The organism is Luteimonas sp. MC1782, from assembly GCF_014164605.1.
In the GTDB taxonomy this organism is placed as follows: domain Bacteria; phylum Pseudomonadota; class Gammaproteobacteria; order Xanthomonadales; family Xanthomonadaceae; genus Luteimonas.
In genome coordinates this window covers 358,660-374,416 of record NZ_JACJFT010000002.1, presented here as the reverse complement: position 1 = coordinate 374,416, position 15,757 = coordinate 358,660, and the positions used below count along the sequence as shown (strand labels likewise).

The following is a 15,757-nucleotide window of genomic DNA, read 5'->3' as shown; positions in this document are numbered from 1 at the left end:
GCGCGGCGAAAGGCAGCCCGGGCAACCTCGCAGCGCGTGAACGCAACACAACGTTTACATCCGGGGGTGCGCCGCGCGCATCGCTGCCGGATACTGGCCGGCCACCGCCACGGAGACCCGCGATGAACCGACTCGTCCTCACCGCCGCATGCGCGCTCGCCCTGGCCGGCGCCGCCTGCCATCGCGACGGCGAAGCCCGTGCACCCGGCGCCGGCACGGTGGACGGCGCGGCCTCGTCGCCCGCGGACGCCGCCACCGATGCCAGCCGCGCCGATGCCGAGGCGCGTCCGTTCGCGGTCGACGTGATCGCCAAGTTCGACGAGCCGTGGGCGATGGCCTTCCTGCCGGACGGGCGCCTGCTGGTCACCGAGAAGAAGGGCGCGCTGCGCCTGGTCGACGTGCAGAGCGGCGCCAGCACGGCCATCACCGGCGTGCCCGAGGTCGCCTACGGTGGCCAGGGCGGGCTGGGCGACGTGCTGCCGCACCCGCGCTTCAGCGACAACGGGCTGGTGTACCTGAGCTACGCCGAGCCGGGCCGCGGCGACGAGCGCGGCGCGGCCGTGGCGCGCGCGCGGCTGGTGGCCGACGCCGACGGTGGCCGCCTCGAAGACCTCAAGGTGATCTGGCGCCAGGTGCCCAAGGTGTCCGGCAACGGACACTATGGCCATCGCCTGCTGTTCGGCGCTGATGGCAAGCTGTGGATCAGCTCCAGCGAGCGCCAGGCCTTCGACCCGGCGCAGGACATGGCGTCGAACCTCGGCAAGATCATCCGCCTGGAGGACGACGGCAGCGTTCCGGCCGACAACCCGTTCGCCGCGCAGGGCGGCGTGGCGGCGCAGGTCTGGTCGCTGGGCCACCGCAACGTGCTCGGCATCGACTTCGACGCGCAGGGCCGGCTGTGGAACACCGAGATGGGGCCCAAGGGCGGCGACGAGCTCAACCTCGTCGAGCGCGGCGCCAACTACGGCTACCCGGTGGTCTCCAACGGCGACCACTACGACGGCCGCGACATCCCCGACCACGACACGCGCCCCGAATTCAAGGCGCCGGCGATCTCGTGGTCCCCGGTGATCTCGCCGTCGAGCCTGCTGTTCTATTCCGGCAGCGCCTTCCCGGCGTGGCAGGGCAGCGCGTTCATCGGCGGGCTGTCGTCGCAGTCGCTGGTGCGCGTGGCCTTCGAGGGCGACAGCGCGCGCGAGGCCGAGCGCTTCGACATGGGCGCGCGCATCCGTGCCGTGGAACAGGGCCCGGAAGGCGCGCTGTGGCTGCTCGAGGATGGTGGCCGCGACGGCTCGCTGGGCCGGCTGCTGAAGCTGGAGGCCGCGGGCGACTGACCCGCGGCGCGGTCAGGGCAGCACCACCCCGCTGCCCACCTCCCGGCCATCCTCGATCAGGCGGAAGCCGCGGCTTCCGCCTTCGGCCAGGCGCACCGCATTGCTGCACATGAGCGCGACTTCGTGGCTGCTGCCGGGGGCGATCTCGGGGATGCCGCCGCGGCTCACCGCGCAACGCGTGGTGGCGGCGCCCTCGAACTCGACGTCCACCCGGTAACCGCCGGCGAACGGCGCCACGCGCCCGCCGTCGGCCGTGGCGCGCATGTCCAGCCGCACCGGCACCTTGCTCTTGGCGGTGAAGTCCATGCGCGGCGGCGGCGGCACGGCATCTTCCACGCCGCGCGGCTGTTCCGGCGGCTGCGCGCCGCAGGCGACAAGCCCGGACGCCAGCACCACCGCAAGCCAACCCGTTCCCGTTCCCGTTCCACGCATGGCGACCACTCTCTGGCGAAAGCGCCATTATCCGCGCTTGCGGCGCGATTCATGCATCCTGAACATCGGACTGACATAGTGGGCGGCACGCACCGCCATGTCCCGCAACCGGCACCCGATCCCGATGTCCGACGCCAGCCCCGCCATGACCGAATGCGAACTCGACAGCGCGATCGCCGAGCTCGAGCACCAGATGGCCGACCTGCAGCTGCACCACCGGGACCTGTTCGCCTATGCCAACGCCTGGGCCGAGCGGCACGACGCGATCATGCGCCGCGCCCCCGAGGAGCTGCGCGAGGCGACCTCGGCGCGTCTGCGCCGCATCGGCATCCGCTGGGGGCTGGCCGATGGTGCGCGCATGACCGCGCAGTTCCCGGCACTGCGCCGCGCCTGAGTCCCGCCGCGCAGGCGCGCGGCCGTGGTCAGAAGTCGATCGCTTCGGTGACCTTTTCCAGCAGTCCGCCGTACAGCTCGACCTGGCTGGTGATGTGCGCCGCGGGGTCGGTGTGCAGCACTTCGAAGTCGTACTGGATGAACGGATCCATCTCGTCGTCGAGGTGGACGCGGATGTAGCGATAGCGCGTGTTGAGCACGTTCGCCATCTGCAGGCTGACGCCGTCGGGCATGTCGATCCCGACTTCCAGCTGCAGCGAGCCGCAGGTGCCGGCGTTGCAGTCGTAGAAGTTGGCGAAGGCATTCAACCCGCCGATCCTGAACTTCACCATCGGATCGCCGACCGAGTCGGTGGTGAGCTCGGGCTCCAGATCCATCTGCGCCAGCACGGCCACGACCTGCGGCCCGGTCACTCCGCCGCCTGCGGCGTGTGCAGGCGCCATCGGCAGTCCCGCGGCCAGCAACAGTGCCAGCACGCCGTTCATTGCGGTCTTCCCCATGTCCAACTCCCCTGTGGTCAAGCGGCGATCTTACCGGCGGCGCGTCGGCTTGGCATCGGGGGGCGGCAGCTCAGCGGCGAGTGACGCGTAGGCGCGTCGAACCGTGTCCGCACCATGGCGGCGCTCCAGCCTGCGCACCACGAAATGCCCGCGCGCCATGCGCTGGAAGTGGCGCATGAACACCGTGTTGAGCGTGGCGCCGGTGACCGCGCCCACCACCGGCACCACCTGCAGCGCCAGCTTCTGGCTGACGTTGACCGAGAACCGCGACGCGATGGCCGCCAGCAGTTGCACGATCGCCGGCCCGCCCTGGCCGGCCATGCCGTGCGCCGCGACGTGCTGGGCAGCCGCCGCGACCTGCTGCGCGAGCAGGGCGCGCGCGGCGAAGTAGCCGGACTCGCTGCCGTCGTCGGCACTGCCGCGCCCGCCCATGGTCAGCACCTCGAAGCAGGCGAACGTCGCCTGCGGATCATCGAGGGCTTCGCCCTCGCTGCGCGCGACATCGGCGATCGAGCGCAGGATCAGCGTGGTGGTGACCGGCAGCTCAACCGCCAGGCCGGCCATGCCGAAGGCACCGCCGGCGGCGCCGGCGGCCGCGGCGGCGAAGGTGTGGCTGCGCGTGCGCGCGGGGCGCGGGGCCGCGTCCCTGGCGAGCGTGGCCAGGGCCACGCGCAGCGACTGGTCCAGCGCCTTGCGCGTGGCCGTATCGACCAGCCGCGATACCGCCGCGGGCAGCCGCCGCGCGAGCACGTACTCCAGCGGCGCGCCGACGGCATTGGCCAGCTGCGCGGCCAGTCCGGGATTCTCGAGCAGGGTGCGCGCGGCGCGCAGCGCGGCCAGGTCGTCCGCATCCAGCAGCAGCGGCGGCACGGACGCGGGCAAGGATGTCTCAGACATGGGCGTCACCGCGGGCGGCGGATGCAGGTGCGGTGAGGCGGAACATGGGGGTCTCCTGCGGATGCCACCACGCTAGCAGCCTTGCGCCGGGGCCGCACCGCCACGGCTGCGCTTGACCTCGCTCAATGCGCACGCGGCGCCGCGCCGACAAGCTCACCCTCGCCACCGCCCGCCTGCCGGCCTCCGCCATGACCGATCCCGTGCTGTATCCCTGCTTCCTCGGCCCCTACGGCGAGAACGACCAGCTGCTGGAATCGCTGGTGGTCGAGTTCCTGCGCGACCACGTGTACTGGCGCCGCAACCTGCATCCCGAGGATCCACCGGCCATCCCCACCGGCGCCAACCGCCGGCCCGACTACATCGACTTCGAGTCGCGCCTGCGCCGCGAGCTGCACCTGCTGTCGGCGGCGCTGAAGCGCAGCGTGCCGTTCCACAGCCCGCGCTACCTCGGGCACATGGTCAGCGACCTGCTGATCCCGGGGCTGGCCGCGCAGATGCTGGCGCTGCCCTACAACCCCAACAACGTCAGCGCCGATGCTGCGCCGATCACCATCGATCTCGAGCTCAAGGCGGGGCTGCAGCTGGCGGCGATGGTCGGCTACCCGGCCGACCCGGCCGCGGCCGACTGCGCCTTCGGCCACCTCACCTCCGGGGGCACGCTGGCCAACGTGCAGGGCCTGCGCCTTGCGCTCGCGCTCAAGGCCTTCCCGGTCGCGCTGCGCGCGGCATCGGTGCCGCTGCCCGGCGTGCCCGGCGATGACTGGGAGGCGTTCAACACCGGACCGGCCGGGGCGACCGCGCTGTACGCGGCCTGGTGCACGTGGCGAGACGGCCTGCCGGCGCGCGAGCGCGTGGCCTGGCAGCGCCGCGTCGACGCGCAGCGCATCGAGACCCTGGGCCTGGTCGGATTCCTCGAGCGGCACAAGGCGCTGTCCACGCCGCTGGTGTTCGCGCCGGCCACCGTGCACTACTCGTGGAGCAAGGGCATGAAGATGCTCGGCCTGGGGCGTGCGCAGCTGAAGCTGGTGCCGGGGCGCGCGATGCGCCTGGACGTGGATGCGCTGGAGGACGCGCTGGACGACTGCCTGCGCCACCGGCAGCCGGTGCTGATGGCGGTCGGCGTGCTCGGCAGCACCGAGTTCGGCACCATCGACCCGCTCGACCGCCTGGCCGACGCGCGTGCGCGCATGCAGGCGCGCGGCCTGGGCCTGTCGCTGCACCTCGACGCCGCCTGGGGCGGCTACCTCGCCGCGCTGTTCCGCGACACCGACGGGCGCCTGCGCACGCAGGCGGAGGTCGGCGCCGGCTTCCGCGACTTCCCGCGGCGCAAGGTGCACGCCGCGTTCGCCGCCATCCCGCGCATGGATTCGATCACCATCGATCCGCACAAGCTCGGCCACCTGCCCTATGGCGCCGGCGCATTCCTGTGCCGCGACCAGCGCGCGATCGGGCTGCTCGCCGAGGACGCCGACTATGTGTTCGACGGCACGCCCGGCAGCGACTACTTCCAGCGCCATGGCCAGCTCGGCCGCTATATCCCGGAAGGCTCCAAGCCCGGCGCCAACGCGGCGGCGGTCTACGTCACGCACAAGGTGTTGCCGCTCGACCACGCGCACTTCGGGCGACTGCCGGCGCAGGGGCTGCTGGCCACCGAGGCCTTCATGGAGGAAGCGCGCGGCTTCGTCGCCCGCATCGCGCCCCTGGCCACGGCACTGGTGCCGTTCACCCCGGACTGCAACCTGGTCTGCCTGGCACTCAATCCGCGCGGCAACCGCGACGTCGCGCGCATGAACCGCTTCGTGCGCGGCCTGCACCGCGCGCTGCGCGCGGATGCCACGCAGCCCACCCAGCGCGGCGAGTACTTCGGCTCGATGACCACGCTCCGCCCCGACGCCATGGGCGCGTCCGACACCGCACGCGTGCTGCACGCTCTCGAGCTCGATGGCGACGCGCTCGACGACGGCAGCGAGGACCGCGACCGCATCGTGATCCTGCGCCACACGCTGATGAACCCGTTCCTGCTCGACGCCGGCCCCGCCGGCGGCGGCTACATCCGCGGCTACTTCGACCACCTCGAGCGCCTGGTCGCGGCGGCGCTGGCCACGGACGCGCGAAGCGCCTGCGCCTGAGGCGCGCGGCCTACGCTGCGTCGGCCGGTGCCTCCGCCGGCGTAGGCGGGCCGTCGCCCGCCCACTCGTGAGCGTGGTCGCCGTCCAGCAGGCGCATGCGGCGGCGCTCGACCTTGAGCTCGCCACCGGCGCGCACCGTGCGCGTGGCCTCGAGCATCTCGACCACGCCGGTCGACCTGCGGAACAGCACGAAGCCGCTTTCAATGATCGACAGTTCCGCGGGCATCTGCGCCGGCAACTGCGCGGCCGCCTCCTCCGGCATCGACTCGAGCAGCATGCCGGCGAAATTGCGCGCCGCCGCGGCGGCGGCCTCCGGGTCCACGCGCGTGGTCCACTCCAGGAACACGTCGTCGGGATCGGACTCGCGCAGGTGCACGCCGAACGTCACGCGCGCCGGAAGGCTCCCCCCGGACAGCGGATTCTCCAGGTCGACGTCGACCGCGTATTCAACGCCGTCCTCGAGTTCCGCGCCGACGAAATCGTTGTAGCGCACGGCGTCCTCCGACAGCAGCGGCCCCAGCACTTCCGGTGAGACGAGCCGGTCCAGCATGCCCGCCATCGCCTCGTCCGCGGCGGCGCGCGCGGCCTGCAGCGCCGCCGGGGCGGTGGTGGCCTCCTGGCCCGCGTCCATGGCGGCGAGCCCGGACTCCACTGACGCGGAAATCGCCCGCTCCATCGCCGGGCGCATGCGCGCGGAAATGCCCGCCAGGTTGCGGATACCGGCGTAGTTGCCGGCGCCGTCGAGCTCGACCTGGAGCTCGAGGTCGGCCAGCGATTCCATGAAGCCCTGCATCACGTCGGCGGCCGCCGGGTCGCCCTCGAGCACTTCGAACCGCGTGTCCGCGAACGACCATGCCTGCAGGTAACCGTCGTCGCGCGCCTCGCGGATGCTGACGGTTTCGATGCCGGTGACGCGCGTGCGCTCGCGGCTGTCGCCGTCGCGCTCGTCGTCGTAGTCCTCCGCGGCATAGCGCAGGGTGAGGCCCTCGCGCCACGGCAGCAGCCAGCGGATGACGTCGCCGGCAAGCACCGCGGAGCCCTTGTCGTTGCCGACCTTCTTGTCGGCCGCAAACACCCCGTCCGGCCAGGCCAGCAGCAGCGCCAGCGACATGGCGGCGGCCATGCCCGTTGTACGTCCCATCGCATTCCCCTTCCGCGCCCCCCGGCGCAATCCTGCCCAGTATGATCGCGCCATGACCCGATTGCCGCCGCGACTGCCGCGCCGTACCCGATGGACGGGGGCGGCGATGTGCACGGTGCTGCTGCTGGCCGCAGGCTGCGGTACCGCGCCGCGCAGTGATGGCGCGGCGCACAACGACGAAGTCGCGCCCGCCCAGCCGCCGTCCGCCTTGCGTGACGGCTTCCTGATCACGGCGGACAGGCTCGACACCTGGAACGCGGTCGGCCAGCTGCTGGTGCGCAGCGTCGGCGTCCGGCTCGAAGGCCGCTCGGAGATGCTCGACCTCCACGCGGTCAGCTATCGCGGCCAGGACATCCTGCTGCTGACCCGCGCCGTGCCGCTGTCGGCCGACATCCGGCGCTCCACGACGCGCGTCACCGCGCTCGCGCGCGACGGCGCGGCGCTGGATGGCACCGCCGCCGCGGAGCTGCTGCTGATGCTGCAGCAGCGACTGCCCGCGGAGATCGAACGCGTCAGGGCGCTGCAGGCGTCGGGGCGCGCGCGCTAGGCCGCGACCCGGGCGCGCCTGCCGCCCGTCCGTTTACCGCGATCGCGGCCTCAGCCGCACTTCGAGTAGCCGCAGTTCAGGCAGGTCGCGCAGCCGTCCATCAGCACCAGCGCCTTGGTGCTGCACTTGTGGCACATCGTCGCGGTGGGTGGGAAGGTGGTGCCGTCGCCGGTCACCGCGACGTCTTCGTCGGCGTTGTTGCTCTTCCTCGCGCGGTCCTCGTACTGCTTGCGCTTCTCGTTGATCAGCGCGCGCTGCGCTGAGCTCATGTCCGGGTCGTGAATCATGCCGATCGACTTCAGGTGGTCCTCGACGATCGCGCCGAGCTCGGCGACCAGCGACGGCATGTACACGCCTCCGGCCTTGAAATAGCCGCCGCGAGGATCGAACACCGCCTTCATCTCTTCGACCAGGAAGGTGACGTCGCCGCCCTTGCGGAACACCGCGCTCATGATGCGCGTCAGCGCGACGATCCACTGGAAGTGGTCCATCGACTTGGAGTTGATGAAGATCTCGAACGGCCGCCGCGACTCGTGCTCGGTGCCGGCGTTGAGCACGATGTCGTTGATGGTCACGTACACCGCGTGCTCGACCAGCGGCGATTTGATCTTGTAGGTGTTGCCGATCAGGATTTCCGGGCGCTCGATGCGCTCGTGCATCTGGATCACTTCGGCGGTGGGCAACGCGGCGTCGGCGGGCGCGCGATCGGCTGCGCTGGCGGCCTTGTCCCTGTCGGCTGCGGTGACGACCGTGTATCCGGTGATTTTCTTCTCGATCTTGACGGCCATGACGCGGGTTCCTGGTGTTCGTTGGTGCCCGTCCTCCCCCATGCGCGGGGGAGGACCTGGCGGGTTTACCTGGCCGCCGACTTGCGCGCGCCAGTCTTCTTGGTGGCCTTCTTCGCGGCCTTTTTCGTAGCCTTTTTCGCGACCTTCTTCACCGCGGCCCTGCTGCCGGCGGCCTTCTTCGCCACCTTGCGGGTGGCCTTCTTGACCGCGGACCTGGTGGCCGCGGTCTTCCTGGCCACCTTCTTCACGGTTTTCTTGACAGCCTTCTTCGCGGTGGCCTTCTTCGCCGTCACCTTCTTCGCCGTCACCTTCTTCGCCGTCGCCTTCTTCGCGGTGGCCTTCTTCGCAGTCGCCTTCTTCGCCGTCGCCTTCTTCGCGGTGGCCTTCTTGGCAGTGGCCTTCTTGCCGGCGCCCTTGCGCTTCAGCGTCCCCGCCTCGGCCTTGGCGCTGGCGCTGGTCGCCGCCAGGCTGCGCTTGGCCTTGGCCACGCGCTTGGTCACCGCCTTCTTCGCCTTGCCGGCGGACTTGGCCACGGCCTTCTCGGCCTTCTTCGCCGTGGTCTTCGCCGTCTTCACCGCGCTGGCGGCGCCCTTGGACACCGCCGCACCGAGTTCCTTCGCCTTGTCGGCGACGGCCTCGGCGGCATTGCTGAGGGTCGTGGCGACCCCGTTGCCGTTGCTCATCTTGTTCCCCTCGTCGGTCGTGTGGCGGGCAAAGCGCCCGCGGGGCGAAATGTAGCGCGAAGCCGTTCGGTGCATGCAAACGCGGAGTCCACGGCGGTCCGCCCCCGCGCCCGGGCGCGGGCGGAGCGCGGGTCAGAACTTGCCGTAATAGCCTTCCTTGAGCGCGTCGAAGAGGTTGGCGGCGCTGTGCATCTCGCCGTCGTATTCGATCTCCTCGTTGCCCTTCACCTCGACCGTGCTGCCGTCCTCGAGCTCGAAGCGGTACAGGGTGTTCTCGAGGTCGGAATCCTTGACCAGCACGCCCTGGAACGCGGCGGGATTGAAGCGGAACGTGGTGCAGCCCTTCAGGCCCTGCGCGTGGGCGTACAGGTAGATGTCCTTGAAGTCCTCGTAGGGGTAGTCGGTGGGGACGTTGGCGGTCTTGGAGATCGACGAGTCGACCCACTTCTGCGCCGCGGCCTGCACGTCGACATGCTCCTTCGGGTTGATGTCGTCGGCGCTGATGAAATAGTCCGGCAGCTTGGCGTCCGCCTCCTCGCTGAACGGCATCGCCTTCGGGTTGACCAGCACCCGGTAGGCGAGCAGCTCGTACGAGAACACGTCGACCTTTTCCTTCGACTTCTTGCCTTCGCGGATCACGTTGCGGCTGTAGTGGTGCGCGAACGACGGCTCGATGCCGTTGGAGGCGTTGTTGGCCAGCGACAGGCTGATCGTGCCGGTAGGTGCGATGGAGCTGTGGTGGGTGAAGCGCGCGCCGGTCTCGGCGAGCTGCTCGACGAGATCCGGGGCGACCTCGGCGATGCGCTGCATGTAGCGCGAGTAACGCGCGTGCAGGACCTTGCCGGGGACTTCCTGGCCGACCTTCCAGCCGTCTCGCGCCATCTCCGGGCGCTTGCGCAGCATCTCGGCGGTGACCTCGAAGCGCTCCTCCATGATCGGCGCCGGCCCCTTCTCGGTGGCCAGCGCCAGGCCGGTCTCCCAGCCCGCCAGCGCCATGTCGCGGGCGATGCGCTCGGTGAATTCGCAGCTCTCCTTGGAGCCGTACTTCATGCGCAGCATGGTCAGCGTGGAGCCCAGGCCGAGGAAGCCCATGCCGTGGCGGCGCTTGCGGATGATCTCGCGGCGCTGCTCCTCGAGCGGCAGGCCGTTGACCTCGACCACGTTGTCGAGCATGCGCGTGAACACGCGCACGACCTCCTTGTATTCCTCCCAGTCGAACGTCGCCTGCTCGGTGAACGCGCCATGCACGAAGTTGGTCAGGTTGACCGAGCCGAGCAGGCAGGCGCCGTACGGCGGCAGTGGCTGCTCGCCGCAGGGGTTGGTGGCGCGGATGGTCTCGCACCACCAGTTGTTGTTCATCTCGTTGACGCGGTCGATCAGGATGAAGCCCGGCTCGGCGTAGTCGTACGTCGAGACCATGATCATGTCCCACAGGTGCCGCGCGCGGATGTGGCCGTAGACCTTGCACGCCACCAGGCCGTCGTCGCGGACGATGTAGCCGGCGTGCTGCGGCCATTCGCGCCACACCACCTGCGCGGGGTCGGCCATGTCGATGTCGTCGGTTTCCTTGTCGCTCACCGGGAACACCAGCGGCCAGTCGCCGTCGGCCTTGACCGCGTCGATGAAGCCGTCGGTGACCAGCAGCGACAGGTTGAACTGGCGCAGGCGCCCGTCCTCGCGCTTGGCGCGGATGAAATCGCGCACATCCGGATGGCCCACGTCGAAGGTGCCCATCTGCGCGCCGCGGCGGCCGCCGGCCGACGACACCGTGAAGCACATCTTGTCGTAGATATCCATGAACGACATCGGGCCCGAGGTGTACGCGCCGGCACCGGCGACGAACGCGCCGCGCGGGCGCAGCGTGGAGAACTCGTAGCCGATGCCGCAGCCGGCCTTCAGCGTCAGCCCGGCCTCGTGGACCTTTTCCAGGATGCCGTCCATCGAATCGACGATGGTGCCGCTGACCGTGCAGTTGATGGTGCTGGTGGCCGGCTTGTGGGCCAGCGCTCCGGCATTGGACGTGATGCGGCCGGCGGGGATCGCCCCGCGGCGCAGCGCCCAGAGGAAGCGCTCGTTCCAGTGCTTCTGCTTGTCCGCATTCGGCTCGGCCTCGGCCAGCGCACGCGCCACGCGCTGGTAGGTGCCATCGATGTCGGCATCGACGGCATCGCCCTGCTTGGTCTTGAGGCGGTACTTCTTGTCCCAGATGTCGGCCGAGGCCGGCTGCATCGGGATGTCCTGCTCCTTGCCGGCCATGGTGTTCTTTACAGCCTCCAGGCGAACCGTGCTCATGCTGCTCCTATCTCCTCGTCGCTGCCCGGCTGCGTGTGCGCGGGCCCTGTCCTGTTGTGATGCCGGTCGCGGACCGCGGGGGGCGGATCGCGCCGACGGCAAAGCCGCTGGCGGGCAGCGCACGCCATGCGACATGTGATCGTTCGTGGTGGCCGGCTGCGAGGTCCTGCATGCGGAACCACCCCCCCGTGGATTCTGCGTTGCCGGGAGCCCATTCAACAACCACTGGGCCCTGCGTGGGTTTCAGACCCCAACATGTTGTGGCCGCGGGTAAGGACGTTAAGCGCGAGCCGGGACGAAGTCAAATCCATTCCACGGCCTCCACGGGAAGCGCGCGCGGCTGCCGTTCGCACTGAACATGAGACGTACGACACACCCGCGTGGCCTCGACCCGCCCCCGGCGCCGCGCGACACTTCACGGCTCCCAGACCTCGCAACCGCCATAAAGAGATACCGATGCGCCCATCCACACGTACCACCCTGTTCGCCCTGACCGCCGCGGCCGCCTTCGGTGGCTTTGCCGCGACCGCGATCCGCAGCGGCCTGGACAGCCCGGCGCAGGCGGCGCCTGCGTCCGCCGTGGCGTCGGTGCCGATGGTCGGGGGCCTGCCCGGCCAGGTAGCCGGCCAGGCCCTTCCGTCGCTGGCGCCGATGCTGCGCGGCGTCACGCCGGCCGTGGTCAGCGTGCATTCCCGGCAGCGCGTGCGCATCAACAACCCCTTCGCCAACGATCCCTTCTTCCGCCGGATGTTCCCGGACATCCCCGAGGAGCGGATCAACGAATCGCTGGGCTCGGGCGTGATCGTCGACGCCGCGCGCGGCTACGTGCTGACCAACCACCATGTGATCGAGGGCGCCGACGAGGTGTCGATCACGCTGGCCGACGGTCGCACGCTGGCGGCGGAGTTCGTCGGCTCGGACGGCGACACCGACATCGCGCTGATGAAGATCCCGGTGCGTCCCGACGGCACTCCGCTGCAGGCGATGCCGCTCGCCGACAGCAACGCACTGGAAGTCGGCGATTTCGTGGTCGCGGTCGGCAATCCCTTCGGCGTCGGGCAGACGGTGACCTCGGGCATCGTGTCCGCGGTCGGGCGCAGCAACGTGCCCGGCGTGGGATTCCAGAACTTCATCCAGACCGACGCCAGCATCAATCCCGGCAATTCCGGCGGTGCGCTGGTCAACCTGCGCGGCGAACTGGTGGGCATCAACACCGCCAGCTTCAATCCGCGCGGCAGCATGGCCGGCAACATCGGCCTCGGCTTTGCGATCCCGGCCAACCTGGCACGCGACGTGATGCAGCAGCTGGCGTCCACCGGCGAGGTCCGTCGCGGCTCGCTCGGCCTCGACAGCCAGGACCTTGATGACCGCCTCGCGGCCAGCCTCGGCCTCGATGCGGGCAGCCGCGGTGCGGTGGTGACCCGCGTCTATCCCGGTTCCGCCGCGGCCGAAGCCGGCCTGCAGCCGGGCGACGTGATCGTCGGCGCCAACGGCCAGCGGCTCGCCAACAGCGAGGCGCTGCGCAACTTCCAGGGCCTGCAGCCGGCCAATGCCCGGGTCACGCTCGAGGTGCGCCGCGACGGCGCGACGCGCCAGGTCGCCACCACGCTGCGCGAGCAGCCGCGGGTGATCGCCGGGCAGCAGCTTGACCCGCGCCTGTCCGGCGCCTCGTTCGCCGACCTCCCGGAGGCCCTGCGCCGCGGCGGCGCCGGTGGCGTGCTGGTCGAAAACGTGGCGCCCGACAGCCGCGCCGCGCGCAATGGCCTGCGCAGCGGCGACGTGGTGCTAGCCGTCGGGCGCGTACTCGCCGGCGACCTCGCCGGCCTGCGCACCGCGCTGTCCGATCCACCGCAATCACTTGTGCTGCGCATCCAGCGCGGCCGCAACCAGGGCAACCTGGCCATCGAATGACCCCCCAGAGAGAGATGACTGCAATGACCCCGACCCACACTGAAAACCTGAAGACCAACCTGTCCACCGCCGGCGGCCACGTGAAGCAGGCGGCCGTCGATTCCGCCGACGCGCTGCGCGGCGCGGCGGCCGCGGCCGGTGAAGAGCTGCGCCTGGGCAAGGCCAACCTCAAGTCGGACCTGGCCGACGGCGCGCTGGCCGGCCTCTCGGCCCTGGAAGAAGTGGCCGGTGCCGGCACCGAGAAGGTCGACCAGCTGCTCGACAAGGGCCGTGACCTGCTCGACAACGCCGCCGACCTGATCCGCGAGCGTCCGATCGCCTCCTTCGGCGTCGCCTTCGCCGCGGGCTGGATCATCGCCAAGCTCGCGCGCAGCGGCGACAAGTAATCCGGCGTGCAGGGAACCCCGCCCCCGTCCGCGCCGCCGGGCAGCACGCCCGGCGGCTGGTCCGACCCCGCGGCCCCGGGCCGCGATGACCCCGGCATGCCGGGCGCGGGCGCGTCCCGGCGTGCCGCGGACGGTGCCCCGCCCCCCGATCTCATCGAATCCCTGCGCGGCCTGCGTGACACCGGCAAGTCCGGCCTGGACGCCGCCGGCGAGGCCGCCAAGGCCTTCCGCAGCCTGGTGGTGGCCGATGTCTCGCTGGCCCGCAGCGCCGCCGGGCGCAGCATCGCGTTCGCGGGCGTGGCGGTCGTGTTCGGCGCGTCGTCCTGGCTGCTGCTGATGGCGGCGCTGATCGTGCTGCTCAGCAACCAGTTCGGCCTGCCGTGGTGGGTCGCGCTGTGCAGCTGCGCGCTGCTCAGCGGCGTGGGCGCCTGGCTTGCGGTGCGCAAGGCCGCCGACTATTTCGAACACACCCGCCTCAAGACCACGCGCCGCCAGCTTGCCCGCCTCGGCATCGGCGAGCTGTCGGAACTCGTGCCCGGCGCGGGTTCGGCCGAATCGGCCCGGGCCGCGGAAATCCGCGTGCGCGAAGAGGCCGAGCGCGCACCGGTGCGCGACGAGCGCGGCGTGGACGTGACCCCGCCATGAGGAGACCAGGCCAGTGAGTTTCGACAAGCTGCTCGCCAAGGTGGAACAGGCCGAGGACGCCCTGGAGGCCCGCGAACGCCAGGTCGCGGCCGACTTTCGCGTGCTCGGCAGCACCTGGCGCGAGACCCTGACGCCGACCCGCATCGTCATCGCGGGCGCCCTCGCCGGCTTCCTGGTCGGGCGCGCGCGGCCGGTGCATGCCGCCGGCGCCATCGGCGGGGGCAGCGCCCGCTGGCTGCAGATGGCCAGCAGCGTGGCCGGCCTGGTCGGCGCGCTGCAGGCGAAGTTCGCGGCCGAAGGGGCCGAGAGCGCGGCGAAGGGGGCCGAGGCGGAAGTCGCGGCCGCCGCCGGGTCACCGGACGGCGTGACCGAGGCCGCGGCGGCCGCGCCGCTGTCGCCAAGCGAACGCCGCTACAGCGCCGATCCGGCATGGGACGGCCCGCCCGTTCCGGCCGAAGCCGCCACCGACGTTTCCGAACGACGCTGACCCGCGGGAGCGGATCCACATGAGCGAAACCCCAGCGCCCGCCATGCCGGCGCCCCACACACCGCCCGTGCCACCTGGCCAGGCGGTGATCCAGGCCGCGGCCACCGGCGCCCCCGATGCCGTGCCGACGCGGCGCCCGGCGGCGTCGCCGGCCGCCCTGGTGCTGGCGATCCTCGCGATCGGCTACACGCTGTGGGTGGCACAGGGCGTGATCCTGCCCGTGCTGCTGGCGATGTTCTTCGCCCTGATCGGCAACCCGGTGATCCGGGCACTGCGCCGCCTGTACGTGCCGCGCTTCCTGGCGGCGCTGCTGGTGCTGGCCGGCGGCCTGGCCGGTGCGGGCCTGCTCGGTCAGCAGCTGCTGGCACCGGCGATCGACTGGATGCAGGAAGCGCCCAGGCAGATGCGGCAGCTCGGCAATGAACTGCGCGACCTGGCCAAGCCCGTGCACGAAGCCAACCGCGTGGCCGAGGACATCGCGCGCCTGGCCGGCGGCGAGGACGGCAGTCGCCGGCAGGACGTGGTCCGCACGCAGGTCGACGACCCCTACGCGATCCTCAACAAGGCGCCGCGGGTGGTGGCCTCGGTGCTCGCGGTGGTGCTGCTGACATTCTTCTTCATGGTGTTCGGCGAGGACCTGCAGCGCCGCGCGATCGCGCTCCTGCCCACGCGGCAGCGGCAGCGGGTCACCGTGGAGATCATGCAGTCGGTGGAGCGCGAGATCTCACGCTACGTGTTCACCATTTCCCTGATCAACGCCGCCGTCGGCCTGCTGCTGGCGGCGATCCTGCATGTCGGGCTTGGCGTGGGCCTGCAGGAAGCGCTGCTGTGGGGCACGCTGGCGATGCTGCTCAATTTCGCGCCCTACGTGGGGCCGATGATCGGCATCGTGGCGATGCTGGTGATGGGCTTCGTGACCTGGAAGGAGATCGGGCCGTCGCTGCTGCCGGCGGCGATCTATCTCGGGCTGCACACCCTGGAAGGGCAGATCCTCACCCCGCTGGTGCTTGGCCAGCGCATGCGCCTGTCGCCGCTGGTGCTGATCCTCGCGCTGATGGTGTTCGGCGCGCTGTGGGGCATCATCGGCCTGCTGCTGGCGGTCCCGCTGCTGGCCTGCGCGAAACTGGTGGTCTCGCGCATCGACGGACTCGAAGGCTGGGCCAGGCTGCTCGAATAGGCGCCACGTACAATG

16 protein-coding genes are annotated in these 15,757 nt (G+C 70.9%); 9 read left to right on the top strand and 7 right to left on the bottom strand.

Features of this window, described 5'->3' with window-relative positions; translation table 11 throughout:
* Positions 1–122 precede the first annotated feature (122 nt).
* Entirely contained in the window at positions 123–1,334 is a 1,212-nt protein-coding gene (locus H5368_RS11135) for a PQQ-dependent sugar dehydrogenase (RefSeq protein ID WP_182824586.1), read from the top strand.
* A 12-nt stretch (positions 1,335–1,346) separates the two neighbouring features.
* Here H5368_RS11135 and H5368_RS11130 read toward each other — a convergent pair whose 3' ends face one another.
* Complete coding sequence (locus H5368_RS11130) at positions 1,347–1,766, bottom strand: hypothetical protein (RefSeq protein WP_182824584.1); 420 nt, start codon at positions 1,764–1,766, stop codon at positions 1,347–1,349.
* 97 nt (positions 1,767–1,863) lie between these two features.
* On the opposite strand from H5368_RS11130, the gene H5368_RS11125 reads away from it, so the two are divergent.
* Complete coding sequence (locus H5368_RS11125) at positions 1,864–2,160, top strand: hypothetical protein (RefSeq protein ID WP_220486634.1); 297 nt, start codon at positions 1,864–1,866, stop codon at positions 2,158–2,160.
* A 28-nt stretch (positions 2,161–2,188) separates the two neighbouring features.
* Here the strand turns inward: H5368_RS11125 and H5368_RS11120 are convergent, their stop codons facing one another.
* Both H5368_RS11120 and H5368_RS11115 read right to left on the bottom strand, forming a co-directional pair.
* Positions 2,189–2,659 (bottom strand): YbjN domain-containing protein, encoded by a 471-nt coding sequence (locus tag H5368_RS11120; RefSeq protein WP_182824580.1) that lies wholly within the window; start codon positions 2,657–2,659, stop codon positions 2,189–2,191.
* Positions 2,660–2,689: 30 nt separating this feature from the next.
* Positions 2,690–3,556, bottom strand: a complete 867-nt coding sequence (locus tag H5368_RS11115) for an EcsC family protein (RefSeq protein ID WP_182824578.1) — start codon at positions 3,554–3,556, stop codon at positions 2,690–2,692.
* Positions 3,557–3,681: 125 nt separating this feature from the next.
* On the opposite strand from H5368_RS11115, the gene H5368_RS11110 reads away from it, so the two are divergent.
* A complete protein-coding gene (locus H5368_RS11110; RefSeq protein ID WP_255486512.1) occupies positions 3,682–5,685 on the top strand; it encodes a pyridoxal-dependent decarboxylase in 2,004 nt (667 codons plus the stop codon).
* Positions 5,686–5,695: 10 nt separating this feature from the next.
* Here H5368_RS11110 and H5368_RS11105 read toward each other — a convergent pair whose 3' ends face one another.
* Positions 5,696–6,826 (bottom strand): hypothetical protein, encoded by a 1,131-nt coding sequence (locus H5368_RS11105; protein ID WP_182824576.1) that lies wholly within the window; start codon positions 6,824–6,826, stop codon positions 5,696–5,698.
* A 52-nt stretch (positions 6,827–6,878) separates the two neighbouring features.
* Between H5368_RS11105 and H5368_RS11100 the strand changes: the two genes are divergently transcribed.
* Positions 6,879–7,373 (top strand): hypothetical protein, encoded by a 495-nt coding sequence (locus H5368_RS11100; RefSeq protein ID WP_182824574.1) that lies wholly within the window; start codon positions 6,879–6,881, stop codon positions 7,371–7,373.
* Between the two features lie 50 nt (positions 7,374–7,423).
* On the opposite strand, the gene H5368_RS11095 is transcribed toward H5368_RS11100, so the two are convergent.
* The 3 genes from H5368_RS11095 to H5368_RS11085 form a co-directional block, all read right to left on the bottom strand.
* The gene (locus H5368_RS11095) at positions 7,424–8,161 is read right to left on the bottom strand and encodes an NrdJb (RefSeq protein ID WP_182824572.1); all 738 of its coding nucleotides are present in this window, start codon (positions 8,159–8,161) and stop codon (positions 7,424–7,426) included.
* A 65-nt stretch (positions 8,162–8,226) separates the two neighbouring features.
* Positions 8,227–8,844, bottom strand: a complete 618-nt coding sequence (locus tag H5368_RS11090; RefSeq protein WP_182824570.1) for a hypothetical protein — start codon at positions 8,842–8,844, stop codon at positions 8,227–8,229.
* 132 nt (positions 8,845–8,976) lie between these two features.
* On the bottom strand, positions 8,977–11,136 hold the full coding sequence (locus tag H5368_RS11085; protein WP_182824567.1) for an adenosylcobalamin-dependent ribonucleoside-diphosphate reductase: 2,160 nt from the start codon (positions 11,134–11,136) through the stop codon (positions 8,977–8,979).
* 456 nt (positions 11,137–11,592) lie between these two features.
* On the opposite strand from H5368_RS11085, the gene H5368_RS11080 reads away from it, so the two are divergent.
* From H5368_RS11080 to H5368_RS11060, 5 genes are all read left to right on the top strand, one after another.
* A complete protein-coding gene (locus H5368_RS11080) occupies positions 11,593–13,047 on the top strand; it encodes a Do family serine endopeptidase (RefSeq protein WP_182824565.1) in 1,455 nt (484 codons plus the stop codon).
* A gap of 23 nt (positions 13,048–13,070) precedes the next feature.
* On the top strand, positions 13,071–13,433 hold the full coding sequence (locus H5368_RS11075) for a hypothetical protein (protein WP_182824563.1): 363 nt from the start codon (positions 13,071–13,073) through the stop codon (positions 13,431–13,433).
* Positions 13,434–13,529: 96 nt separating this feature from the next.
* On the top strand, positions 13,530–14,078 hold the full coding sequence (locus tag H5368_RS11070; protein WP_255486536.1) for a phage holin family protein: 549 nt from the start codon (positions 13,530–13,532) through the stop codon (positions 14,076–14,078).
* A gap of 13 nt (positions 14,079–14,091) precedes the next feature.
* On the top strand, positions 14,092–14,565 hold the full coding sequence (locus H5368_RS11065) for a hypothetical protein (RefSeq protein WP_182824561.1): 474 nt from the start codon (positions 14,092–14,094) through the stop codon (positions 14,563–14,565).
* Positions 14,566–14,584: 19 nt separating this feature from the next.
* Entirely contained in the window at positions 14,585–15,742 is a 1,158-nt protein-coding gene (locus H5368_RS11060; RefSeq protein WP_255486511.1) for an AI-2E family transporter, read from the top strand.
* The last annotated feature ends 15 nt before the right edge of the window (positions 15,743–15,757 follow it).

Coding starts and splice junctions, on each gene's coding strand:
- H5368_RS11135 (WP_182824586.1), top strand. CDS start 123: ATGAACCGACTCGTCCTCACCGCCGCATGCGCGCTCGCCCTGGCCGGC.
- H5368_RS11130 (WP_182824584.1), bottom strand. CDS start 1,766: ATGCGTGGAACGGGAACGGGAACGGGTTGGCTTGCGGTGGTGCTGGCG.
- H5368_RS11125 (WP_220486634.1), top strand. CDS start 1,864: ATGTCCCGCAACCGGCACCCGATCCCGATGTCCGACGCCAGCCCCGCC.
- H5368_RS11120 (WP_182824580.1), bottom strand. CDS start 2,659: ATGGGGAAGACCGCAATGAACGGCGTGCTGGCACTGTTGCTGGCCGCG.
- H5368_RS11115 (WP_182824578.1), bottom strand. CDS start 3,556: ATGTCTGAGACATCCTTGCCCGCGTCCGTGCCGCCGCTGCTGCTGGAT.
- H5368_RS11110 (WP_255486512.1), top strand. CDS start 3,682: ATGCGCACGCGGCGCCGCGCCGACAAGCTCACCCTCGCCACCGCCCGC.
- H5368_RS11105 (WP_182824576.1), bottom strand. CDS start 6,826: ATGGGACGTACAACGGGCATGGCCGCCGCCATGTCGCTGGCGCTGCTG.
- H5368_RS11100 (WP_182824574.1), top strand. CDS start 6,879: ATGACCCGATTGCCGCCGCGACTGCCGCGCCGTACCCGATGGACGGGG.
- H5368_RS11095 (WP_182824572.1), bottom strand. CDS start 8,161: ATGGCCGTCAAGATCGAGAAGAAAATCACCGGATACACGGTCGTCACC.
- H5368_RS11090 (WP_182824570.1), bottom strand. CDS start 8,844: ATGAGCAACGGCAACGGGGTCGCCACGACCCTCAGCAATGCCGCCGAG.
- H5368_RS11085 (WP_182824567.1), bottom strand. CDS start 11,136: ATGAGCACGGTTCGCCTGGAGGCTGTAAAGAACACCATGGCCGGCAAG.
- H5368_RS11080 (WP_182824565.1), top strand. CDS start 11,593: ATGCGCCCATCCACACGTACCACCCTGTTCGCCCTGACCGCCGCGGCC.
- H5368_RS11075 (WP_182824563.1), top strand. CDS start 13,071: ATGACCCCGACCCACACTGAAAACCTGAAGACCAACCTGTCCACCGCC.
- H5368_RS11070 (WP_255486536.1), top strand. CDS start 13,530: ATGCCGGGCGCGGGCGCGTCCCGGCGTGCCGCGGACGGTGCCCCGCCC.
- H5368_RS11060 (WP_255486511.1), top strand. CDS start 14,585: ATGAGCGAAACCCCAGCGCCCGCCATGCCGGCGCCCCACACACCGCCC.